Genomic DNA, 24504 nt, shown 5'->3' with positions numbered 1-24504 from the left:
GCACTACTCATCTACTCGTTGCGGAAACGACCCATGTCGGGTGTGACACTAAAAGTTCTCCACGGCGCTGACCGAGGGAAAGTCTTTGATAATCTCGTCCCGCCGTTCACGGTGGGGCGCGAGGAGATCAACGACATTCAGCTGAACGATGAACGCGTTAGCCGATGCCATTTCAAGATTCAGCGTGACAACGACCGGTTGGTGCTGACCGATTTGGACAGCACCAATGGGACAAAGGTCAACGGAGTTGAGTACCCGTTGAAGATCCTCCGTAGCGGTGACTTGATTTCGGTCGGACGAAGTTTGATGCTTGTCGGTTCCGAAGAAGAAATCGCTGCGAGACTCGCCGCCCTCGGTAGCGACAGTCCTACGATGGCTCGCGAGATGTCATCTTCGGAAAGCTCCGTCGCTTTGGATCTGAGCCAGGAAAAGTCGCCTTTCCAATTGGACGTCGCTTCCCTGCGTGATGTCCCCTCGATTCCAGATAATCTTAGCCCCGGGCAGCGAGCCCAGCTGTGCGAAATTCTTGACTTCCTGCAGCATCGCATCTGCCGCTTGGTTGAAACGGCGAAGATCGACGAGAACAGCCAAAGTGTTTCCCTAAAGCTAAGTGCTTGGCAAAGACTGCTTGGCGTTCAAGCACGGCTTGGCGAGATGCATCGCAAGATCTCTGATCCCGATTGGGACGGCGAAGTCTAGACCTCGCGATTTTGGCTTTCCCATTTGCCCTCTAGTTCTTGGGCAGATTTGTCGCGTCAAACGCATCCGGCAGCAGTTGTGACAACTGTCGAATTTGGCGAGCTCCGGTTAACACGTCCGCCATGATTACCTGCAAGTCCATTCCGAACTCGGCTAGAAATTGCCGGCAGGCTCCACAGGGGCTGACCCCTCCTACACTCGCAATCGCGATCGCATGAAATTCGCGAAAGCCCTTCATCACGGCGGTTGAGGCAGCGACCCGTTCGGCACAGATGCAAAGCGAGTAACTTGCGTTTTCAACGTTGCAGCCGTGAACGATTTCACCGTTTGGGATCCAAAGTGCGGCACCGACATAGAAATGACTGTGCGGAGCGTACGCTTGGTCACGTGCCTCGATCGCAGCTTTGACGAGACGTTCGATATCTTTTGGCTTCAGTTCAATCATTCGGATTCAATCTCGGACTGTGAATCAATTCGGTGCATCAAGGAGCAAGATTTCCGCGGTGAAACGCTGTGCCTACATTGTTAATGAGCGAAAGGCGATCTTGTGATCCGCAATGCTGATCGTGTCGCGCAGTCGATCGGCAAAGTCAGCGTGTAATTCTTTCGGGCAATGAAGGTCCATCAGTGGCTGCCCACGGCTGACTTGGTCACCGATTTGAACATGCATCGAAATTCCGACTGCCGGGTCGATCACCTCGCCGACTCGTCGCCGACCGCCACCGAGTTCCACCACCGTCAGGCCAACGGTTCGACTATCGATGTTTCCGACCCAGCCTGCTTCCGTCGCTTCGATCGAAAGCTTGTCGGCAAGCGGCAATGGCTGGTTCCATGTGCCGCCTTGTTGATGAACCATTTCTAAAAATCGATTCATCGCTTGGCCGCTGTCGAGCGCGTTTTCCAGTTTCGTTCGGGCGTCGTCGGTATCGGTTGCAAGCTTGGTCGCCAGCAACAGTTCTGCACATAGCAAAATGGTCAATTCGCGAACTCGTTCGACACGCGGATTGTCGCGTTGCAATCCTTCCAAGATCGCGACAGACTCATTGATCTCGATCGCGTTGCCGACGGCCTCGCCCAACGGCTGGTCCATATCGGAAATCAAAACCGATGTTGGTAAACCACAAGAGGTTCCGACCCGCTTGATCGATTCGGCCAGTGCTTTGGCTTGATCCAGTTCGGTCATGAACGCTCCCGATCCGACTTTGACATCCATCACTAACGCATCCAGGCTGGCTGCCAGTTTCTTACTGAGGATGCTAGCGGTGATCAGAGGGATCGATTCGACCGTGCCGGTCACGTCGCGAAGCGCGTAAAGTTTTCTATCGGCCGGAGCGATCTTTTCACTTGCGCTAACGATAAAAGTACCGACCGACTGCAAAGCTCGATCGCAAGCGTCGGCATCCAAATCGGTTCGAAATCCAGGAATCGATTCCAGCTTATCAAGCGTTCCGCCGGTCAATCCGAGTCCGCGCCCGCTGATCATTGGGACGTGAGCACCACAGGCGGCAAGCAGTGGCGCTAAGATAATGGAGACTTTGTCACCGAGTCCGCCGGTGCTGTGCTTGTCAACTCGCGGTGTGTCTCCGGACGCTTCCCGGCGCATCACATCGCCACTTTCCAGCATCGCCTTGGTAAAGCATTCGGTCTCCGAAGCCGTCATGCCTTTCAGGCAGACCGCCATGGCAAATGCCGACATTTGATAGTCCGTGACAGATCCGTCGCAAAATCCGTCAATCAAAAAGCGGATTTCGCTGTCAGAAAGTTCCTGCCCTTCGCGTTTCTTGACCAACAAGTTGGCAGCGAGCATTCGGATGACTGGGGTTGTTGGGAAGGTTATAGTGCAAATCGTCAAACGTTGGTAAACGTGACAAATTATTCAACGACGGTCCGTTCCGTGCCACGCCCCACAAAGGTGTGGACTGTGAATGACCGATCGTCTCGACCGAAATGGATTGAACTATGCAGCTATCGCGAATTTTGACGGCGCTCGTGTTTTCCTGGCTTGTCAGCACGTTGCTGGGGCTTTGCCTTTCCGATCCAGCCATTTTGGGAGGCAGAGTCATCGCTGCCGAGACTCCCAAAGACGAATCTGGCGGAGTGGCCTCTGAACCCGCCGATGTTGGCGAGCGCGTGCGAGATGCTGATGCAGATAGCGGAACCGCTTCTGCCGATTCGGTGAGGCCTTTGGCCGAGTCGACAACGGATGCCGACTTGATTGCCGCGGTTCAGGCAGGACCTCGGGCGCTTTCGCTTGCGTTTCGCATGGCTGCCAAACGTGCTACCGGTTCGGTCGTCGTACTGTTCGCCTATGGTCAGGGTGAAGCCAAAGACGCAGCCGAAGATTCCGAAGAAGAGTCCGACGAACCGCCGCTGCCACTGCTGGAACATCACGAGATCCCCACTGTGCCACCACCATCGAGCGACTTGCCGCCCAACCCGGACAAGCTGACCGGACTGGGGTCCGGCGTTGTCCTTTCTGCCGATGGCCTGATCGTGACCAATAACCACGTTATCAAGGATGCATCGCGGATCGTCGTTCAGATGCCCGACGAGACATGGTTCGACGCCGAAGTTTTTCGAGGTGATCCTGACAGCGACATCGGAATCGTTCGCATCAAAAAGAACGAACTGCTGCAACCGATCGAGGTCGGTGACTCGGATAGTTTGGAAATCGGCGACTGGGTATTAGCGATCGGTAGCCCCTTCAAATTGCAAGCAACTGTCAGCGCGGGAATCATCAGCGGCAAAGACCGGCATATCGAACGGATTCCGCGTAGCAACATGCTTCAGACCGATGCGGCCATTAATCCTGGCAATTCCGGTGGCGCTTTGATTGACCTCAACGGTCGGATGATCGGGATCAGTACCGCGATCGCGACCCGAACGGGCTATTACCAAGGCGTCGGGTTTGCGGTCCCGATCAATCAAGCGATTTGGATCGCTGATGAACTTGATAAGCATGGTGAGGTTCGGCGAGCCGCCATCGGAACGACATTGGTGGACTTGAAGCCGAGGATCGCCAAGCAGTTCGATTTGCCCCCGTATTCGGGGATTTTGGTCTATCAAGTGATCAAAGACTCGGTCGCGGAAAAGGCCGGAATCGAGCGTCTGGACGTGATTGTGGAGTTCGCCGGTGAGCAGGTTCGAGATTCGACAGCCCTCCAGCGGGCAATCGAACGTCAGAAAATTGGCTCCGATCACCCAATCGTGGTACGGCGAAACGGAAAACTTGTCGAACTTAACGTCCAATTGGCGACCGTCGATGACCCGACGGGAGTAAAGTGAAACTGGTAAAGTAATGCGTGTGGATCAATGGATGGTGGGTTAGGCGAGTGAAACGCGACGCACCGCGTTCTGCTGAGAAGGAAGCATTGGCGGTCAGCCGCAAATTTTGCGGAAGAAACCAACATTGCCTGGATTTCGCCACTTTCCTACCATTCCATCGAAACAAATCCCCCTCGACCTTTGGGTAGATACATATGGTTCTTCAGCGACGACTGGGCGCAATAACAACCGCCATCCTTATTTCGATCGCCGTGGCCTGCACGACGGATTCCGTAGTCGCCCAGGACACGCCGCTCGCTACTGACGGTTCGTACCAGTCGTCCGTGCAAGATCGTCTGATCGCCAAGATCATCTCAAGGCGAATGGAACGATTCCATGTTTCGGGGGACAAGCTTGACGATCGAATCAGCGAACGCGCACTCGATCTTTTCATCGAACGATTCGACCCGTTGAAGCTGTACTTCTATCAGTCCGACATCGACGAATTTAAGAAGGAAAAGGATTCGATCGATGACATGGTGAAGATGGGCGATTTGCAGCTGGCGTACAAAGTTTTCAAACGCTACATCGACCGTGTTGATGAGCGCGTGGATGTCGCGTTGGAGCTACTCGATACAGAGTTTGACTACGACAAAGACGAGTACATCATCGTTGATGCGGATGAGACAAAGTTCGCGACGACTCCCGAAGAAGCTCGCGAGCGTTGGCGACGTCAGATCAAATACACGCTGTTGGACCTCCGTGATTCGGACAACGACAGCCCCGATGACGATGCTGACGCAAACGCCGAAGAAGAAGACCCGCGTGATGTGCTGCGTCGTCGATATCAGCGATACGCACGCCGTTTCAAAACGTACAGCTCAGATGACCTGCTGGAAGCCTATCTGACTGCGGTGACCAGCGCGTTCGATCCGCACAGCAGTTACATGTCGCCATCGACATACAACGACTTCTTGATTTCGATGCGACTGAAATTGCAAGGCATCGGTGCAGCCCTTCGCGAGAAAGACGGCAAGACCGTGGTCATGCAAGTCATTCCCGGTGGTGCCGCTGACCTGGATAAGCGTTTGCAAGCCGACGATATCATCGTGACCGTTGGCCAAGGTGATGACGGCCCAATGGTCGACATCGTCGAAATGCCGCTGAAAGAAGTTGTCAGCATGATTCGAGGGAATGCTGGCACCATCGTTCGTTTGGGCGTCAAGCCAGGCGGCAAAGGTGAAACCAAGGTTTACAAGATCAAACGGGCTAACGTCGAGTTGGCAACTTCTGCCGCTCGCGGCCAAGTCATCGATCACACGATGGAAGACGGAACGACCCGTAAGGTTGGCTTTATCAATCTGCCAAGCTTCTACATGGATATGGACGGTGCTCGTGAAAACCGCCCTGATTTCCGCAGCAGCACACGTGACGTTCGCAACATCCTGATGGACTTCAAGTCGAAGGGCGTTGAGGGTGTCGTGATCGACCTGAGCCGCAACGGTGGCGGATCGCTAACCGAAGCAATCAACCTGACCGGACTGTTCATTGATCGCGGCCCGGTCGTCCAAGTCAAAGACAGCAACGATGACGTTCAGCAGTACAACGATGAAGATTCAGGCACCGTTTGGAGTGGTCCGTTAGTTGTGCTGACCAGCAAGTTCAGTGCGAGTGCAAGTGAAATTTTTGCCGGAGCGATCCAAGACTATCATCGCGGCATCATCGTCGGTGATCCTGCGACGCACGGCAAAGGCACCGTTCAGACCCTGATGAATCTCGCCGAAGGTCTTTTCACCACCAACCGTGACAACTACGGTGCATTGAAAGTTACCTTGCAGCAGTTCTACCTTCCCGACGGTAAAAGCACCCAGCGGGATGGTGTGTCAGCGGACATCATTCTTCCTAGTTTCACTCAGAACTTTGATGTTGCCGAAGGCGACTTGCCCTACGCTCTTGAAGCCGACCGTATCAACGGTGTTCGGCATGACATTTACAAGTTCGTTCCTGCGGGTTTGTTGACTGAGCTTCGGCAAAAGTCAGAAGCTCGTGTCCAAGGCGATGACGAGTTTTTGGATCGGATCCGCCGCATTGCTCTGTTCATCAAGCAGAAAGAAGAGAAACGCGTTCCACTGAATGAAGAGGAGTTCTTGGCACGACGTAAGCAGTTGGACGCACAGAAAGAACAGGAAAAAGAAGAGCTGAATCAGCAGAGCGATCAAGAGGTCTTCCGAGACGACTTCTACAACCGCGAAGTGTTGAGCATTTTGAGTGATTACATCACCGGTCTTCAGCGTCAGCAGTTGGTCAAAAACTAGACTCGCCGCAAGGCAGCATTTCTATAAAAAAGCGAAACGGCGAGGTGTTGGTTCACCCGCCGTTTTTGTTTGCGCGTAAAGAGATTGCTTTGTACTGCCAAATATCAGGCAACGACTCGCCTTTGAACGTTGCCGCTTCGAGAGGGTTTTGTGACTGCGATTGAAGCCTAGACAGGGATGCCAAGCACTCTGGCAGGATTGTCAACCGTCCATCGTTTGATTTGGTCTTCACTCGCAATCTTTTGTTCCATGAGCATCGTGACCATGCGTGGCATTTCGGTGGCGCAGCCAGCGAATTGTTTTCGGCCTTCGCCCCATGCGGCCAGTGAAGGATCAACTTCGACCCACTGGTCAGCCAAGCGATGCTTGCCCGGCCCCAGTCCGGCGGCGCTAATCGCGTCGGTGACGATGATGATGTTCTGATCGGGGATGTTGTTCATGTAGTTGCGCATCGCGAACCACGGGACATGATGGCCGTCGGCAATGAACGAGATCCTAAGCTGATCGGCACATGCCAGCACACGATTGATAATGTTGTCGTGGCGGTGCATTGTGACGGGGCACCCGTTTCCCAAGTGCGTGAACATGGTCATCCCGGCGTCGATCGCAGCATGAAGTTGATCGAGCGTTGCATTGCTGTGACCACCAGCGACAGTGATACCCTGGTCAGCGAGACGTTTGGTAGCCGAGACCGCGCCCGCGACTTCAGGGGCTAGCGTAACCAATCGAATGTATCCACGACCGGCATCCAGCAGTCGCGAAATCGCATCTTCGGTTGCGTCACACGCCGCATCCGCCGGATGGGCACCGATATATCCGGCTTCACAGCTTATAAACGGTCCCTCGACATGAATCCCGCCCATCATGGCGGCGACGCTCGGGTCAGATTCGATCGCATCTGCAATTTTGGCGATACGGGACTGCATCGCGTCCAGATCGGCAGTGATGATTGTTGGCAGAAAGACGGCGGTGCCGACTGTTTTTAGTTTGTCACAGACGGCGGCGATGTCTTCGATCGCCAAGTCATCGCTGTTAAAGTCGACTCCCGCATAGCCATTGACCTGTAAATCGATAAAGCCGTTCACAGGATGTGCTCCAGCGAAGCAGCAGTTTCGGCAGGGATTTGGCTGGCCGCGGCTTCATCGACAATCAATGTCGTTGCGTTGTGTTCGGTCAGGATGCTAGCCGGAACGTTTGGCGATACGGGGCCGGCGATGGTGTTGCGAACGGCTTCCGATTTTCGTTCATCAGGAACGCTGCAGTAGATGAATTTAGATTTCAGAATCTGCCTCACCGACATGCTGATCGCATGTGTGGGGACATCATCAAGCGTTTTGAACCAGCCTTCGCCAACCTGCTGTTGGCGACAGGGTTCATCCAGTTCAACGAGAAGATAAGGATGAACCGTTTCAAAATCCGCTGGCGGATCGTTGAATGCCAAGTGCCCGTTTTCTCCGATGCCAACCATTGCCACGTCGATTTCGACTTCTGAGATTGCTTTGGCTGCGGCGCGGATTGTGTCGAGCGGATCTGCCGAGCCGTCGAGGTAATGAAACGATGCGAGTTGCACTTTGTCGACAAAGCGTTCACGCAGATAGCGGCAGAATGAAGCTGGGTGGTTGGCGTCGATCCCGACGTATTCGTCAAGATGGAATCCGTCAACGCATGACCAATCGATTCCGGGTTGATCGACGAGATTCGCCAAGACTTCGAACTGTGACGCACCTGTGGCGACGATCATGGCCGCTTTGCCTTTTTCGGCGATCGCTTGCCGGAGGTTGGCGGCAGCGTGTTCGGCGGCGTAACGCCCCATTTCTTTTGCGCTCGGCGCGATGACGGTTTTCATTTCAAACTTGTTTCAAGACGTCTTCGAATGGAATCTGTTCACAGACGCCGAAACTGGCATGCCGTGAAAGACGAGAGCGTACCATCTTTGGAGACGACAAACCGCATAGGAAGCGAGCCCGTTGTCGGGCGGTTGTGAAATGATCTGGATACTCGTTGACGACTTGTTCAAGTGCACGATGCGCCGAATCGCCGATCTTGCGGGATTTTAGCGGCGGAATCGTGAATGGGCCGTCGCCGATGCAATAGCTGCACTGACCACAATCGGCATCCATCGGTTGACCGAAATGTGCTGCCAGCAGTTGGGCTTGGCATTGTTGCGCCCGTGCGATCTGAAACACGTTGTCGATCCGATCAACTTGCGAGGCCTCTCTAGCGGTCACGCGATCGAAATATTCATCGGCCAAGATCTTTGGTTGATCGATGGGGCGTTTCCAGCGATAACCGTGAACGAGGTCTTGAACTTTGACTTCGATCCAGTTTTGTGCGGCCATGAAGTCGATCGCCTTGACCAGACGCGAACGTGGCTGTTTCATCGCTTTGCAAGCCGCAGCCATGTTGAGCAGAAAGTATTTGCGGCCTTTGGTGAATTGCCCTAGCAGTTCGGCTAGAAATTCACGGCGTTCACCATCAAAGTTTTTAAGGATCGCTTGTGAAGTCACCAGCGGGTGAATCTTGTAGGTGTCATAGCGAGGCGATGTTGATTCCAGATAGCCGTCCAGTTCCAAGTAAGTCAACAAAGTGCGAACGACAAGAAGCCGAATGTCTGTCTCGAATGACAACTTGTAATGCGAAAGATGAAACTCTTCGGGTTGTCCGATCAAAAAGTCGATCAGGCGACCGACACCATGACGGCTTGGCGTATCACCAAACGTAAAGTTTTCTAAGACAACACGATCTTCCGGCACGAGTAACAGTTCACAGGTCGCCGGTTGGCCGTCACGCCCGGCGCGACCGATTTCTTGTGCGTACGCTTCGAGCGATTGTGGCGGATTGAAGTGATAGACGTATCGGATATTGGGCTTATCGATACCCATTCCAAATGCAATTGTTGCGATGACTACTCCGTTTTCTGACTCGATGAACTGCTGTTGAATCTCGGTGCGATCTTCGGCAGTCATTCCGGCATGATAGGCCACCGCCTCGGTGCCATCGTCGGTTAGCTTTTCGGCGATTTCTTCCGCGGTTTTTTGTTTGGAAACATAGACGAGCGTTGCGCCCGGTGGCCGGCCGATCAGACGTTCACGCAGTTTTGCGTAGTGTTCCGCATCAGATAGTACCGAGCTGCGGATTCGAAGGTTGGGACGATGGAATGGCGTGCAGATCGCATTATCGTCGGCTATGTCAAACGCTTTTCGGATGTCGTCCAAAACTGCCGGCGTGGCCGTCGCTGTCAGAGCCAAGATTCGACCGGCGTTCAGACGTTTTGCAAGTTCGGCAAGCTTCAAATAGTCAGGGCGAAAGTTATGTCCCCATTGGCTGATGCAATGGGCTTCATCGACAGCAAAAAGGCCGACGTTCAGCGAACCAATCGTGGCAATGAATCGCTCGTTGAAGAATCTTTCTGGCGCGACGTACAGCAGTTTGATTGAACCGTCGCGAATTCCGCGAACGGCGGTGCTGAATTCCTGGTCGCTCAATGATGAATCAAGTCTCGCCGCCGCGATACCTCGGGCGGCCAACGCATCACATTGGTCTTTCATCAATGCGATCAGCGGCGACACAACGACCGTCGTGCCGTCGATCATTTGGCTGGGTAACTGGTAGCAAAGACTTTTCCCGCCCCCGGTGGGAAAGACCGCGGCGACGTTTTTTCCATCCAGTAGCCGCGAGATCACATCGGCTTGGCCGGCACGAAATTCATCGAGCTGAAACGTGTCGTTTAGAACGGCTTTCGCGCGATCAAGCGATTCCTTTGCAGCAATCTCCATTGCAAATCCTTCTTTATTTGGAATCTCTGTATACTGGTAGCGTCCGAGTAGACGCCCGCAGATTGCTGGTTTGCCAGATTTGAACCTCTAGCAAACTCAATTGCCTTGCTGCTTCCGATGCGGCTGCTGGCACGATTGAATAGGCCTGCTACACCTGTCGCAGGCGTTTGTTATAGATAGAGGATCGATCTGGTTTTTCGGCACATGATAGCCGGCCTTGTTGTCGACGCGATGCGGTGTGCCGACAGCGTTTCTTACGAATTCCGACGCTAATACATTGACCTTTCACGCTATGAAATCAATCCCACCGACTGCGAAATATTTCGCCCCACCGATGGCTCGGTTATTAGGGTGCCTTGCCGCCATAACCGCGATGTTTACCGTCCAGCGACACGCTGCCGCGGAGGACACTTTGCCAAACGTTGTCGTGATATTCATCGATGACATGGGCTATGCCGACATCAATCCGTTCGGTTCAACCGCGTATCCGACACCCAATCTGGATCGGATGGCTGCCGAAGGTCGGAAGTTCACCGACTTTTGTGTTTCGTCAGCCGTTTGTAGCGCATCGCGTTCTGCACTACTAACCGGTTGCTTCCACAAACGTATCGGCATCTCGGGAGCCTTGGGACCGAAGTCGAACATTGGTATCAATGCCGACGAAACCACACTTGCGGAGATTTGTAAAAGCAAAGGCTATCGAACCGCGATCTACGGCAAATGGCACTTGGGGCATAACCCAAAGTTCTTGCCAACCAATCATGGCTTTGACGAGTACTACGGCATTCCATACAGCAATGATATGTGGCCGTTGCACCCGAGTTCGGTCGCAAGGCGACGCAACAATCCGGACGCACCGATCAGCTGGTCGGAGCTGCCAATGATCGAAAATACGACCATTGTCAACGAGAGTGTGCAACCGGACGATCAGCGTGAGATGACAAAGGAGTTCACTCGTCGTGCCGTCGATTTCATTAAGCGTGATGCGGACGAGCCGTTCTTTTTGTACTTGCCCCATCCAATGGTGCATGTCCCACTTTATGTCTCGAAAGACTTTGAAGGTAAAAGCGGGCAAGGTTTGTTTGGTGATGTCGTGATGGAAGTCGATTGGTCGGTTGGGCAGGTGCTCAGTGCGATCGAAGACATCGGTGCCGAACAAAACACTTTGGTTGTGTTCACAAGCGACAATGGGCCATGGATGTCTTACGGAGACCATGCTGGCAAGGCAACGCCGCTCCGCGAAGGCAAAGGAACAATGTGGGAAGGTGGCTACCGCGAACCGACTGTGATGTGGTGGAAAGGTAAGATCCCTGCCGGATCAACATGTGATACCTTTGCGAGCACGATCGATCTGTTGCCTACAGTAGCGGCGATGATCGATGCCGATCTACCTGATCATAAAATCGATGGACATGACATCCGGCCGCTGATGTTCGGTGATGACGAAGCCAAATCGCCACACGACGCTTACCCCTGTTTTTACGCCGGGCAGCTGCAAGCGATTCGCAACGAGCGATTCAAGTTGGTTTTCCCGCACCAGTATCGAACACTTGACGGGCATCCCGGCGGAACGGGAGGCCTGCCCGTTGCCTACAAACAAGTCATGGCAAAGAAGGCCCTGTACGATCTGGATAACGACGTCAGTGAAACGAAAGATGTTTCGCAGGACTATCCCGAGGTCGTCGCACAACTGGAAGCAGCGGCGGAGGACTATCGCCAGGCATTGGGAGATCGCCTGACAAAAACGAAAGGCAGCGAAGTGCGTCCGGCTGGTCGAATGCAGCCCGGCGACGAAGAGCTGCCTTTGGTTTGGTAGTCGACTCGGCAAAGCCAGCGGGAAAGAATGCCGCCTCAACAGAGTGATAGGCGACAACCGAAAAGCGATGGGCTGCTATCGCCGTGGAAATGCGGGCGGCTGTCCGTACCACGGCGGATAAGTTCCTTGCTTTACAGCCAGCAAGACTGCTTTACCGTGAAGGTGTTCTGGACCATGCGTGTAGTCCCATTCAAGCCGCTCTTCGTAGCGTAAGACACGCAGGTCTGCATCTGTCTCTGTCGCCCAGCGAAGCAGTTCGTTGGGCGCGAAATAATTGATCACCGCTCCGGCAGTTTCGCTGACCGGTGCATCGCTTTGTGAACCGGGAAGTTGGTCACTGCCTGGGTCTTCGGTCGAGTGGACTTCGACATACAACGCCCCCTTGGGCCGCAAGCCTGCCAGGATAGCGCCCCAGACTCGTTTGGCGTCGGCAGCACTGATGTGATCTAGAACAGTGGTCGCGCAGATCAGGTCAAACGAATCCGGTTCGATCTGGTATTCACACACATCAGCAACACGGGTCTGCACTCGCTCAGGGACTTCTTTCCGTTTGGCCCGTTGCAAAATGCGTTCGGCTCCCCGTTCGCTCAGGTCAACGGCGGTGACATTGAACCCGGCTTTGGCCATCGCGATCGTGTCGCGTCCGGCGCCTGCGCCTAGATCCAATGCCTCCCCGGTGGTGGGGATTTGTTTCAGGTATTCCGCCAAGGGTGCCGATGGAGTTTCCCCGTAGGCGACATCGTCGCGATCATAGGGCTCAAAAAATGGGTCTTCGATCTGGGGCATCGTCCGCTACGTTTCTAAAATTTTTCAATCGCCAAGCCAATAATTTCGATTGGCGGGCGAATGGTCGTAAACTAGATCAGCTGATCTAGAGATATGTCTTTCGCAATCATACTTAAACGGCCAGTCTGGCCCATTGCCCTTGAGTGAAATTGCCCCCGGGTCAAATTGATGAAACGCTCAATGATTTCGATCGCCAAATGGGGTTGGTTCTGCCTGCTGCTCTTAGTGGCGTTTGGCTACATGGCGTCCGGGCTTTCAAAGCCTCAAGACCCGACTGCCCTCGGGAACGCGGGTTCTGCTGACGCGTCGGCGATTTCTGCCCAACCGGTATCCGTCCAGCCAGACAGGATTCACGCTTCCCAGCAAAGTCAGATCAGTCAGCTGATCGCTGAGGTCAACCTGGCAAGGCAGCAGCGGATCGAAGAAGCCGGGTTGCAATCGGCACCAAAGGCCGATTGGACCACCATCTGTCGTCGCTTGTCGCTGGCAATGATCGGTAGCGGAATGTCGCTCGAAGAGATTCGGTCGCTTGAAACGTTGCCCGAGAACAGTCGGGTCTCCATCCATCTGGAAAACCTTTTGCGAGATGGGCGATTTCATGATTACTGGGCGGAGCGTTGGGCGCGATACCTGGTCAGTGACGAAGGTCCATTCTTGGTGTTCCGCCGCCGGCGATTTAGTCATTGGCTAAGCGAGAACATTGCGGCCAATCGGCCTTACGATGAAATCGTTCGTGAGCTGATTACCGCGGAAGGTTTGTGGACCGACCGACCCGAAGTCAACTTTTTGACCGTGACGTTCGACACCAATGATGGCAGCCCCGATCCGGTTCGCCTTGCGGCACGGACCTGCCGCGCATTTTTAGGTTTGCGAATCGATTGTCTGCAGTGTCACGATGACTTTCTCGGGAACGTTAGCCTTGGCGAATCGGGAGATCTTCGCGGAGGTTGCCAAACCGATTTTCACCAGCTGGCGGCTTTCTATAGCAGTGCGAAAACCAGCGGATTGCAAGGCGTACGGACACACGACGTCGACTACAAGTATCAATACCTCGATGCGGATTCCGAAGTCGAAGTGCCTGCGGCCGTTCCCTATCATCAGGACCTGTTGCCGTCCGACGGTGATCCTCGAAATCGTCTTGCCCAGTGGGTCACGCATCCGGATCACAGGCAGTTTTCCAGAGCAGCCATTCATCGGTTTTGGGCGTTGATGTTTGGCCGATCAACAACGGATGCCGTTGATAACCTGCCACTCGATCAATCGGATGATCCGGTGTTGAAGCCTTTGATTGATGATTTCGCCAAGCATCATGATGTCCATCGTGTGATTCGTGTCATCGCTCAGTCGGATGCATTTCAAGTCGATGGACGCGCTGATTTTGAATTGACGCAGCAGCACGAGGAAAACTATGCGGCATTCCCGTTGACCCGATTGCGTGCCGAGCAAGTAGCCGGAGCCATCACCCAGGCATCCAAGATCAAGTCGATCGATCGGCAATCGTCGTTGCTTGTCCAGTTGATGCGTTTCGGGGCAATGAACGATTTCCTGAAACGTTACGGTGACTTGGGAGAGAACGAGTTTTCAAAAGACGGAATCACTATCCCGCAACGTCTAATGCTTCTTAACGGAGATGTGTTGGCGGAAGCAGCAAAGTCCGAGCCGCTGTTGAATACCACCGGCCACATCAGGTCGTTTGCCAAGGAAGATTCCAAAGCGATCGAGGCAGCGTATCTATGTTTGCTCAATCGCTATCCCACTGACAAAGAGGTCGAGTTCTTTGTTGCGGAGTTGAGCAAGGCGGATGCACGCGGCAATGGCCTCGTTGACTTGTTTTGGATGCTTGCGAATTCAACTGAGTTCGGTTGGAACCACTAAAAGCCTCCTGTTCGGATTGACATTGAAATCATTCCTTCGCGCTGAACTTTGATCTGAGTGAATTGGTGGGGCGACTGCCGAAGTTACTTGGATTGCCCGACACACCCAACTTGAAAATCGCATTTACTTATCGAGCTTATACACATGTTGAATTCTCTGATCTGTGATCCGCGATTGCATTTTTCACGCCGTCGTTTGTTTGGTGCCGGAGCCGGTGGTGCGATGTTATCGGCGATCGCCAATCAGCTTGCCTGGGCTGACGAGGTCGCAAAGACCGAGACGCAGGATCGCAAAAACCTGATCTTGCTATGGATGGAAGGCGGCCCAAGTCAGCTCGAAACCTTCGACCCTCATGCGGGGTCGAAGTACGGTGGCGAGGTGAAGGCGATTCCGACAAGCGTCAAAGGGGTTGAGTTTGCCGACACGCTGCCACAGACCGCCGAACGCATGCATCTGGGATCGCTAATTCGAAGCATGACCAGCAAAGAAGGTGACCACCAACGTGCGATCTACAACATCAAGACAGGTTGGCGGCCGGATCCGACTCTAGTTCATCCGGCCATTGGCGCGGTCTTGTGCCACGAATTTCATGAGATCCTAGATATCCCGCGACATGTTTCGATCGTTCCCGGGCAGTGGCCGGCCAAAGGAGGCTATCTCGGGCCGGGGTTGGATGCGTTCAAGATGTGGGACCCGAATACTCCGGTGCCCGACTTGAAAGCGCGAGTCGATCCGGCGCGAATGGATCGTCGGCTCGAAGGTCTGGATTTCTTGGAAAGCCAATTTCGTCGAGGGCGATTGCGTGATCTAGATCAAAATCGGACTCTGCACGAGACCTCGACCGCAGCCGCTTTGCGGATGATGTCCAGCGAGCAAATCGATGCATTCGACGTCAGTGGTGAATCGGTAAAGACACTCGCCGCGTTCGGTGATTCGCCATTCGGTCGTGGCTGCTTGGCAGCAACGAGGCTGATTGAAGCGGGCGTTCGTTGTGTCGAGGTAAACTTGAACGGCTGGGATTCACATATCAACAACCATTCGCTGCAATCGGCTGGATGCGAAACGCTGGACCCCGCGCTCGCGTCGCTGCTTGACCGGTTGGAAGAACGCGATCTGTTGAAAAACACGATGGTCGTTTGTGGCGGTGAGTTCGGTCGGACTCCTGTGATCAATCCGGCGGGAGGCCGCGATCACTGGCCACATGGATTTTCGATGTTCTTGGCTGGCTGTGGGATTCGTCGCGGTACCGTGTACGGAGCGACAGCGTCTGACCCGATTGTCGATTCGAAAGATCCAAAGTTCAGCCCGGTCGTCAACGTTGAAAAGCCTGTGACCGTTGGCGATCTACACGCCACCATTCTGAAATGCTTGGGCGTCCGCTACGACGAAGAATTGGAAACGCCTGTCGGTCGTCCAATGGTGCGTGTTGAAGGGACACCGATCGATGCGATCATCGCTTCGTCGTGATGTCGTAGCGCTAAAACGTTTTTGATTTTTTTAATCGGCACGCGTTAGATCCGTCTGATTCACCAGCCTTACACTGGTGTGATGACAAATCCAGAAACACGACCGAGTCTGATTGTTCGTTTGCCCGACCACGGCGACCAAGCCGCCTGGTGGGCGTTTGTGGAGATCTACGAGCCTTTTTTACGGCATTTCTCCCGTCGTCGAGGCGTTCCTGAGTCTCACGTCAACGACGCCGTTCAGCAGATCTTGATCGCGATTGCCAAGTCGGTCGAAGGCTTTCAGGACGACGGAAAGGCAGCTTCGTTCCGGCGTTGGTTGGGGACGGTCGCCCGGCACGAAGTCATCAAGTACATGACCAAAATGCGGCGTCATGGGGTTCCCGCTGGTGGCACCGAGACGCTTCGAAGCCTTGAGTCGATCGCCGATCAGTCGGAGCTGTCCTACCAGTACGAACACGAGTTGATCGTTTGGGCCGCATCCAAAGTTCGTGGCGAGTTTAGCGAGTCATCTTGGCAGGCGTTTTGGCAAACAGTGATCTGTCAACGGTCCGTCGATGCGGTCGCCCGAGAGTTCGACCTTTCGCGAGGCGCGATCTACATGGCGCGAGCGAGAATCCTAAAACGGATACGTGCGCAAATCGAAGAGGTGATGCAGTGATTCATCCCTCCTCAAGTTCTCATCAACATCCCAGTGACGTTCAGCTATTGGCTTGCCTGGATCAGGAATCAGAAGCGGCGATCGATAAATCAGTCGTCGAGCATCTGGACCACTGTGCCGATTGCCAGCGACGTATCGAGTCGATCTCGAATGTGGATGACTCGAACGTTCGGATCGTGTCAGCTCTACAAGCAGAATCACAGGCAGCCATGTCGTCAAAGACAGCGAACGAAGAGACATCGTATTCGCAGTCACCCCAGGATTTCGCCGTTCACTTTTTACAGCCTTCCAGCAGCGATGATGCGATCGGCCGCATCGGTGATTTTGACGTCGTTTCCGTGATCGGCGTCGGCGGGATGGGCGTCGTGCTCAAAGGCATCGATAGCGAACTGAATCGCCCTGTCGCGATCAAAGTAATGTCACCACATTTGGCCGCACTCGGCGTTGCACGCCAACGGTTTTTACGTGAAGCCCAGGCGACGGCCGCCATCGTTCATCCGAATGTGATGCCGGTGCTATCCGTTTCGGAATCAACGGCGCAGTTGCCATTCTTGGTCATGCCTTATGTCGTTTGTCATTCGCTGCAGCAACGGATCGACGCCGAAGGTGCGCTAAAGACAATCGACGTGTTGCGAATTGCGGCTCAAGTGGCCGCGGCGCTTGCCGCAGCTCACAAGCAAGGGCTCGTTCATCGTGACGTCAAGCCAGCCAACATCTTGTTAGAACGCGGTGTGGATCGGTCAATGTTGACGGATTTCGGGTTGGCTCGTGCCGCGGATGATGTCTCGGTCACGCGTTCGGGATTCATCGCCGGGACGCCTCAATTCATGTCGCCCGAACAGGCTCGCGGAGAAGGCATTGATCAACGCAGTGACTTGTTCAGTTTGGGGGCGGTGATCTACACGATGTCTGTGGGGCGCCCGCCGTTTCAATCGGAAACGAGCTACGGCGTTCTCAGGAAAATCGTCGAGTCGCATCCAAAGTCATTGCGTGAACAGAATCCCGATGTACCGGATTGGATGGAATCGCTGGTGCTTCGGCTTTTGGCAAAGGATGCCGCATCGCGACCGCAATCGGCGACCGAAGTCCAGGAGTTAATCGAAGCCTGTTTGGCTCACATTCAACAGCCCACCATCGCAAGAATTCCGGAGTCGCTATTGATGTCGAGACAAACCGTTAATCGATCGCTAAAGAAACTGATCACATTCATATTCGGTTTTGCGCTCGTCGGTTGTTTCATGTCGTTCGGGTCCGTCTTGATGTATCTGAACTTAGCCCAAGATGATTCAAATGAATCGACTGTTGTTCCGATGCAATCTGTCGAACTCGAATTTGTCGATCCAGTTGACGAATCGATTGACAACTTGCAGGACCAGATCGACGAACTACGCCAAGAAATCAATCAAAACGATTGGGAAGAATCGTTGGAACTCAATCAGCAAACGTAGTGGATCTTGTCAAAGATCCTGCTTCTTTCAGAAAGACTTTCGGAAGGGATCTTTGACAAGATCCACTACAAAACACCACGCCAATAGGAAGCTTTCGATGATTCAAACCTTTCGTACTGCCGCGTTTGTTTATTTGGCGTTCATTGCGCTAGGTTGCTTGCCCGGCACCAACGTCAACGCCCAAGTGTCTGATCCGATCAACGTCGAAGTCGTTGTGATGCTTGGGGAAGATGCAAAAGAAAACGGCTTCTTGACCGGATGGGATGTTCAGAACGCTTTCAGGTCGGCGGGATCCAATTATCTGGCGCTCAATCGAATTCGCGTTGATACAAAATCCGCCCTGCCAAAGACCGCCGGTCCTTTTTTTGCCGCGTCCTATCCCGAGGCATGGAGCGAAAAGCAAATCACCGAGTTCAAAGACGAATGTTCTCGCAAAGCGTTGCTCTTTGGAATCGGCGAAGGCCACTTCGAATCGCAAGGTAAAACGCTGAAGGTCGATCCCTTTCAGGGGCAATCCAGCGATCCGTTTGATTCAGGGCCTCGCGGACTGATGTGGCTGCGAATGGGAATTGAATCTTCGGCGGACTTAGAGGCGGGGGCTGCAAAAATGTTGGCAATCGCCAAAGCTTTTGATCAAGGTTTGCCGCGAATCGATCTGTTCAGTCTGCGCAGCGTTCCCGGATTCGATCCCTTTTCTGCACCACCCGCGATAGGGCATCGGTCGATGGACCCCAAAACTCCCCTGCGTGCTCGGCAGCCTCGAGCAACGACGGCGGCAGCGGACCCCTTTGCAGATTCCGGCAATGGCACTGATCCATTCGGTGGACCCGGCAACGCTTCGAATCTCCCTGCTGCCGCGGATCCCTTCGCCGATGTGGACGAATCCCGACAACAGGATCCGAATTGGATGCCCCCAGCCGAAAAGCTGGATATTGACGATTCAATCGCGCGATCGCAGCAGCAACTCGAGAAATTGAAAGGTCAGCTCAAAACGTTGCACCACCAATACACTGCTTCGTCGACCGACGCAGAACGTGAAAAGATACGGCAGCAGGGACAGCAGGTCATATTGGAGTTTAGCCGTATGCAAAATCAGCTCCAGAAAGCACGCATCGCATCGCTGAGTTTGCAACTGGAAAAGCTCAAGGCAAGCGTCGGGAACTCCAAACCACAGAAAGAAAAAGTAGAGCGAATGTTGCAGCAAATTTTCCCCGTTAAAGAGTAGTCCCAACCTGCCTCGCTTCTCGGGAAGTTTCCTTCGATCTATAACTGTGTCGGGCGACTGATGGCGGTCGCAATTTCGATCTCTTGGTCTCCCGACAGATGTCTCAGAATAAACTTCGCGCCGAAGTCATCTCCATTGGCGATGAAATGACCAGCGGTGCTCGGCTGGATACAAATTCGCAGTGGCTCAGTCGGCGTCTGGGCGAACTTGGGATCGAGGTTGAATTTCACAGCACCGTTGGCGACACACTGCAGCACAATATCGATGTCTTTCGAATCGCAGCAGCTCGCGCCGACGTCGTCGTCGCGACCGGTGGCCTTGGCCCTACACGCGACGACCTGACACGTCAGGCGATTGCCGCCGCGGCCGACCAGCCGCTGGAATTTCGCCAGTCCGCGCTCGACCACATCGAAAAGCTATTCTCGAAACGCAATCGAGAAATGCCGGAGCGGAATAAGATTCAAGCGATGTTCCCGGTCCACAGCGATGAGGTCTTCAATCCCCAAGGTACTGCCCCGGGTATCGACATCGAAATCACACAGCATGGGAACCGTTGTCGTGTTTTCGCTTTACCAGGCGTCCCCGCCGAAATGATGCGGATGTTTGATGATACTGTCGGTCCAAGAATCTTGGAAATGACCGGCGGCCAAGCCAATCACATTGAACATTTGGTGATGAAGTTCTTTGGGACTGGTGAAAGCGATATGGAGCAACGCTTGGGCGAGATGATTGAGCGTGATCGGACGCCCCGTGTTGGCATCACCGTCAGCGCCGCAACCATTTCGTTGCGGATCACGGCGATCGCTTCAAGCCGCGAAGAATGCTTTCGGCAAATTCAGGCAACTCGCGAAGAAATCCTGTCGCTCGTTGGAGATTTGCATTATGGCGATGGCGAAGACTACGAACAGTTCCACGCCGTCGATCGGGAGCTTCGTGAACGCGGCGAAAGCCTTGTCACGGCTGAGTTTGGCAGGGCGGCAATGCTGTCCGACTGGTTCGCATCATTGGGGCCCTCGCCAAGCTATCGCGGCGGGATCAGTTTCGCCGATACCACTTCGCTGGGGCAGTTTTTATCGGTAGATGCAGATGACGCATTGGCAAAGCTTCAGAAAACTTCCGACGCGTCGTGGGTGTTGGCAGTCGACCAATACCCTTCACTGGAAGGTGAAAACGATGCCCCGTTGCCTGCTGCCGAAGTTGAGTTGATTGTGCTTTCACCCTCCGGCGAACGGTTCAGTGCAGTCAGTCGCATCGGTGGGCACCCTTCGATCATCCAGCCCCGAATCGCCAAGGCAGGATTGGCTTGGTTTCGAAATGTTTTGAAGGAAGCAAAATGAAAGTGCTCTTCGAGGACAATCATTTGCTTGTTGTCGATAAGCCTGCCGGGATGGCGACGATGGGTGCGGAGGACGGTCAGATGACTGCGCATCGTTGGGCATGCGACTACGTCAAACGCAAGTACAACAAACCCGGGAATGTCTACATCGGTGTCGTCAGTCGTCTGGACCGGCTGACCACCGGGACACTCGTCCTCGCCCGCACCAGCAAGGCCGCATCGCGATTGACGATTCAGTTTGGAGGCCCAGGGAAAAGCAAAAAAGTCACTACCCGTGCGACGAAGATCTACTTGGCTGTCGTCGAAGGAAACATTTCTTCGTCGGCAAGTGAGCTTGAACCCAATGTCCTTCGCGACCAGGTGTATAAGGACGACGCCGCTCATCGGATGCGGGTGGATCGTCATGGGAAGCACGAAAGCCAACTTGCCGAATTGCGGTATTCCGTTTTAGCCAAATCGGATCAATACAGTCTGGTCGCAGTGAAGTTATTAACCGGGCGCAAGCATCAAATTCGCTTGCAGTTCGCCGACCGAGGTTTCCCTGTTGTCGGTGACAAGAAATATGGAAGCCAGCAAGACTTCGGTCCCGGAATCGCATTGCACAGTTGGCAGTTGGCCATCGAGCATCCGACCAAAGGCGAACGGTTACAATTCAGTGCCCCGATCCCGGGCTCGTGGTCCGAACACTTTCCTTGGGTGCCGTCGATGTCTAAGATCGAACCCCTGGTCGCCGATTGGATCTAGTAACATCAAGTGATTGAACGTCGTCCGTTGCTTGTTCGAAACCATTGCCCATTCGAAACCATTACCTGCGAAGACTCGACATCTGTTTTGTGATTTGAATACTGACGATAGCTTGCCGACCTTTCTGCCACATCGAATCGTTTCTGGCGGGCAAACCGGTGTGGACCGCGCGGGATTAGAAGCCGCGATAGCGTTGGGAATTGATCACGGAGGCTGGTGTCCGAAAGGTCGGCTCAGCGAGGACGGTTCGATCCCCAGTCGCTATCAGTTGGATGAAATGGAATCGCCAGAGTACCCACCTCGGACGGAACAGAATGTCATCGATAGTGACGCGACACTGATTCTGTATGAAGGCAAACTCAAAGGCGGCACCTTGCTGACGCAACGTTTAGCCAAGCGACACGGTCGTCCCTGTTTCAGTCTGAAGCTGGACGACAGTTGTGTTGTCGAGCTGCGGCGTTGGCTATCGGTCACCAAACCGTCGGTTCTAAACGTGGCAGGTCCCCGTGATAGCAGTTGTCCTGGGATCGAGACGCGAGCTTTGCGGTTTTTGTTACAAGCTTTTGAAACCTGAGCTTTTGCTGGCACTTGGCTTTTTCCATCATCATCGTTGCGTTATTGGCAAGCCAGTTGCGCTCGGATGCCTCTGTCGATCCTTGGGGGAAAGAGCCTCGGGACCGTGATTTTCGAGCTAATCTGGCCGACTTGGGGCCAAATCCAGGGCTTGGGGAAATCGCCGTGATCGTGGTACGATAGGGGCCTTCGAAGCGACCGTTCTTGCGTATTGTTTAGCGATCAAACAATCGCCTTCGCAACGGTCTTGATCAAATTGTGAGCTTGTCTGAACGGCAGGCCCCCCATCGGTGAGCGGAAACGGCTCGCCTCCCCTAACTTTGGCAATCAGCATTCATGTCTGTCGATCCATATGCAATTTGTCCTTGTGGCAATGGAAAGAAAATCAAATTCTGCAAATGCAAAGATTCCGTCGGGCAGATGGATCAGGTGCTGAAGATGGTCGAGGGCGGACAGATCGTTCCCGCCTTGGATCGTTTGCGTTCGATTTTGGACGAGCATTCCGATGCGGCGTGGGCCTTGGCGATCCGCGGGCGTTTGCTGATCAGTCTGCAAGAATTTGATTCCTTGGCCGACAATGCCGAGCGATTCATTCGTTTGCAACCGTCCAACCCATTGGCCCTGACACAGCGTGCTGCCGTTAGCGTCGCCAAAGGTGAGATGCAGGTTGCGACCGATTCGCTTTTGGAAGCATTCAACGAAAGCGGCCAAAACGTCGATTCATTTTTGATGGACGTCGCCATGCTTGTCGCGATGGGCTTGGTCCAGAACGAATCAATCCTATCGGCACGGTTATTTGCGATGTTGCCACTGGGGGCGTCGGGATACGACTCCTCGGATGCTGGTAACTTCATGAATCAGCTTGACAGCTCGCCGATGATCAACCATCTGCTCAAGCACATCCCAGACCTGATCGAATGCCAAAGCGGTGTCGATTGGCAAGAGCGTTACGACGAAGCGATCGCACTACTTGATGTCAACAAAGTCCTGCTTGCTCAGGATAAGTTCGAATCTTTGCGACGAACCGCTCCGGGACAAGCCGCGGTGTTGTCAGGTCTGCTGCGATGCGCGATTTGGCGTGGCGATGTCGATCGACAAGCCGAAATGGCACAGCAGCTTTCGCAAGTCGAAGCCCTCGATCTGCTGGAGCGTCAACGCTACGGTGCGATCGCGGCCTTGTTGAAAGAACGCGACGTTCTGGCCGTCGAGTCCGCAAATGTTCGCGCCGATTTTAATGACATCGACCAAGCCGAAATGGCGCTGTCGGCCAATAGCCGCGTTCGCCAGATGGAACCTGCACAGCTTGCACGCTTGAAAATCAGTGACGACAGTGTTCCACCGCGATCGGCATTCTTTGTCGGTGATCGCGAGCTTCCCGATAGCTCCGAAGACACCGCTGGTGCAGATGCCCCGGTCAACCTTTGCATCGCATGTGTCTACGGACGCCAAACCGATCAAGGGCCTCACGTCATTGCATACGATGTTGCGCAAGATCAGATCGATGATGTAAAGTCGATTTTCTCTGAAGCGATTCCCGAAGGTGAAATCACTGTCGGTGAACCGCTGCCGACGCCTCTGATGGTCGAACTAGATCTGCGACCGGTTCGGGTGAAAGATCCGACATCAATGGCGGAGATGACTAAGTTCAATCGAGAGTTTGCGCAGAAGAACATTCCTGTGCGTGCCGCCTCGATCAAGCTTCCGTTATTCGAGGGGAAATCTTTAGGCGAGATCGCCGACGATGATTCCAAAGCAATGCAGCGAGGGATCTATATCCGCATTCTCGAAGGCCAAGAGCGTTTACAAAGCCTCGACGGTGTCTTGGACGCGATTCGCGAAATCGCCAAGGTTGACGCCTTGCCACCTTTGAAGCCGGCCAATGAAGAAGCCAATATGGTGAATCCGGCCGACCTGTTCCGGATCGATGCGTCCGATTCGGACTGCATTTCGCTGTACTACTTGGCTTCGTCAGCGCGGCAAGTTGGCGCCCGTGAAGCGGCTCGCAAATTCGCCGCACTGCTCGTCGAAAAACAAGCTCCGACTGCCGAATCGGCGGAAGAAAAGCAACTGGTGATGGAAGGCTACCTGATCCAGATGATGTCGATTGGCGATCCTCAAGCCGCGTTCGCGATGGGCTCCACAGCGACTGAGTATGCCAAGGCCAATCAGTTGAATTTTGCTCCCGTTCTGTTGATGCAGATGGAGCTATGTCTGATGTCCGCTGACCAAGACGGTTTCCGTAGCACGATCATGGAGATCGAAAAGAATTACGGAAACGACCCAGCTGTCATGGCTCGTGTTCAGCAAGTCTTGGTGCAACTCGGCGTCATTCGTCCAGACGGGTCGCTGCGTGCACCTCAGGGCGCCCCCGGCCCCGCACCCGGAAACGACTTCGTTCCGGCCCCCGCACCGCAAGCATCCGGCGGTCAAAGCTCCGAAGGCCTTTGGACTCCCGATAGCCCAGGCGAATCCAATTCCGGTGGCGGCGGAAAGCTTTGGGTTCCCGGAATGGACTGATAGCCA

At 54.1% G+C, this 24504-nt stretch carries 19 protein-coding genes; 13 read left to right on the top strand and 6 right to left on the bottom strand.

Translation table 11 applies throughout. From position 1 onward, the window contains the following. Window positions 1-33: 33 nt before the first annotated feature. Window positions 34-699 (top strand): FHA domain-containing protein, encoded by a 666-nt coding sequence (locus tag LOC67_RS06180; RefSeq protein WP_230261660.1) that lies wholly within the window; start codon window positions 34-36, stop codon window positions 697-699. A gap of 31 nt (window positions 700-730) precedes the next feature. Here LOC67_RS06180 and LOC67_RS06175 read toward each other — a convergent pair whose 3' ends face one another. Continuing rightward, window positions 731-1144 carry a cytidine deaminase gene (locus LOC67_RS06175; protein WP_230261659.1) on the bottom strand — a complete coding sequence of 138 codons (414 nt, stop codon included), beginning with the start codon at window positions 1142-1144 and terminating at the stop codon, window positions 731-733. 72 nt (window positions 1145-1216) lie between these two features. Then, complete coding sequence (locus tag LOC67_RS06170; RefSeq protein WP_230261658.1) at window positions 1217-2506, bottom strand: thymidine phosphorylase; 1290 nt, start codon at window positions 2504-2506, stop codon at window positions 1217-1219. A gap of 152 nt (window positions 2507-2658) precedes the next feature. Here LOC67_RS06170 and LOC67_RS06165 point away from each other — a divergent pair, with 152 nt between their 5' ends. After that, window positions 2659-3984 (top strand): S1C family serine protease, encoded by a 1326-nt coding sequence (locus tag LOC67_RS06165; RefSeq protein ID WP_230261657.1) that lies wholly within the window; start codon window positions 2659-2661, stop codon window positions 3982-3984. Between the two features lie 251 nt (window positions 3985-4235). Next, window positions 4236-6278 (top strand): carboxy terminal-processing peptidase, encoded by a 2043-nt coding sequence (locus LOC67_RS06160; protein ID WP_230261656.1) that lies wholly within the window; start codon window positions 4236-4238, stop codon window positions 6276-6278. 167 nt (window positions 6279-6445) lie between these two features. On the opposite strand, the gene LOC67_RS06155 is transcribed toward LOC67_RS06160, so the two are convergent. The 3 genes from LOC67_RS06155 to LOC67_RS06145 are packed head-to-tail and all read right to left on the bottom strand — an operon-like array spanning window position 6446 to window position 10054. Beyond that, entirely contained in the window at window positions 6446-7363 is a 918-nt protein-coding gene (locus tag LOC67_RS06155) for an N-acetylglucosamine-6-phosphate deacetylase (protein ID WP_230261655.1), read from the bottom strand. Further along, the gene (locus LOC67_RS06150) at window positions 7360-8124 is read right to left on the bottom strand and encodes a glucosamine-6-phosphate deaminase (RefSeq protein ID WP_230261654.1); all 765 of its coding nucleotides are present in this window, start codon (window positions 8122-8124) and stop codon (window positions 7360-7362) included. The genes LOC67_RS06155 and LOC67_RS06150 overlap by 4 nt, the downstream gene beginning before the upstream one ends. A 1-nt stretch (window position 8125) precedes the next feature. Next, window positions 8126-10054, bottom strand: coding sequence for a RecQ family ATP-dependent DNA helicase (locus tag LOC67_RS06145; protein ID WP_230261653.1), 1929 nt, complete (start codon window positions 10052-10054; stop codon window positions 8126-8128). Between the two features lie 292 nt (window positions 10055-10346). Between LOC67_RS06145 and LOC67_RS06140 the strand changes: the two genes are divergently transcribed. Then, window positions 10347-11870: a sulfatase gene (locus LOC67_RS06140; RefSeq protein ID WP_315861040.1), complete on the top strand. Its 1524-nt coding sequence runs from the start codon at window positions 10347-10349 to the stop codon at window positions 11868-11870. A 75-nt stretch (window positions 11871-11945) separates the two neighbouring features. Here LOC67_RS06140 and LOC67_RS06135 read toward each other — a convergent pair whose 3' ends face one another. Then, complete coding sequence (locus LOC67_RS06135; protein ID WP_230261652.1) at window positions 11946-12656, bottom strand: class I SAM-dependent methyltransferase; 711 nt, start codon at window positions 12654-12656, stop codon at window positions 11946-11948. Window positions 12657-12824: 168 nt separating this feature from the next. On the opposite strand from LOC67_RS06135, the gene LOC67_RS06130 reads away from it, so the two are divergent. The 9 genes from LOC67_RS06130 (at window position 12825) to LOC67_RS06090 (ending at window position 24498) form a co-directional block, all read left to right on the top strand. Further along, window positions 12825-14531 carry a DUF1549 domain-containing protein gene (locus LOC67_RS06130; RefSeq protein ID WP_230261651.1) on the top strand — a complete coding sequence of 569 codons (1707 nt, stop codon included), beginning with the start codon at window positions 12825-12827 and terminating at the stop codon, window positions 14529-14531. Window positions 14532-14675: 144 nt separating this feature from the next. Beyond that, window positions 14676-15998: a DUF1501 domain-containing protein gene (locus LOC67_RS06125; RefSeq protein ID WP_230261650.1), complete on the top strand. Its 1323-nt coding sequence runs from the start codon at window positions 14676-14678 to the stop codon at window positions 15996-15998. 81 nt (window positions 15999-16079) lie between these two features. Further along, window positions 16080-16655, top strand: coding sequence for a sigma-70 family RNA polymerase sigma factor (locus tag LOC67_RS06120; RefSeq protein WP_230261649.1), 576 nt, complete (start codon window positions 16080-16082; stop codon window positions 16653-16655). Further along, entirely contained in the window at window positions 16652-18103 is a 1452-nt protein-coding gene (locus tag LOC67_RS06115) for a serine/threonine-protein kinase (RefSeq protein WP_230261648.1), read from the top strand. The genes LOC67_RS06120 and LOC67_RS06115 overlap by 4 nt, the downstream gene beginning before the upstream one ends. A 97-nt stretch (window positions 18104-18200) precedes the next feature. After that, entirely contained in the window at window positions 18201-19328 is a 1128-nt protein-coding gene (locus LOC67_RS06110; RefSeq protein WP_230261647.1) for a hypothetical protein, read from the top strand. A 98-nt stretch (window positions 19329-19426) separates the two neighbouring features. Further along, complete coding sequence (locus LOC67_RS06105) at window positions 19427-20665, top strand: competence/damage-inducible protein A (RefSeq protein ID WP_230261646.1); 1239 nt, start codon at window positions 19427-19429, stop codon at window positions 20663-20665. Further along, window positions 20662-21408 carry an RluA family pseudouridine synthase gene (locus tag LOC67_RS06100; protein ID WP_230261645.1) on the top strand — a complete coding sequence of 249 codons (747 nt, stop codon included), beginning with the start codon at window positions 20662-20664 and terminating at the stop codon, window positions 21406-21408. Before LOC67_RS06105 ends, LOC67_RS06100 begins: the two co-directional genes overlap by 4 nt. Window positions 21409-21502: 94 nt before the next feature. Continuing rightward, window positions 21503-21982, top strand: coding sequence for a putative molybdenum carrier protein (locus LOC67_RS06095; protein WP_230261644.1), 480 nt, complete (start codon window positions 21503-21505; stop codon window positions 21980-21982). A gap of 335 nt (window positions 21983-22317) precedes the next feature. Continuing rightward, window positions 22318-24498: a tetratricopeptide repeat protein gene (locus LOC67_RS06090; RefSeq protein WP_230261643.1), complete on the top strand. Its 2181-nt coding sequence runs from the start codon at window positions 22318-22320 to the stop codon at window positions 24496-24498. Window positions 24499-24504: the final 6 nt, after the last annotated feature.

The organism is Stieleria sp. JC731 (assembly GCF_020966635.1).
Taxonomy (GTDB): domain Bacteria; phylum Planctomycetota; class Planctomycetia; order Pirellulales; family Pirellulaceae; genus Stieleria.
The sequence above is the reverse complement of the archived record's forward strand: the minus strand, read 5'-3'. Positions and strand labels throughout refer to the sequence as shown.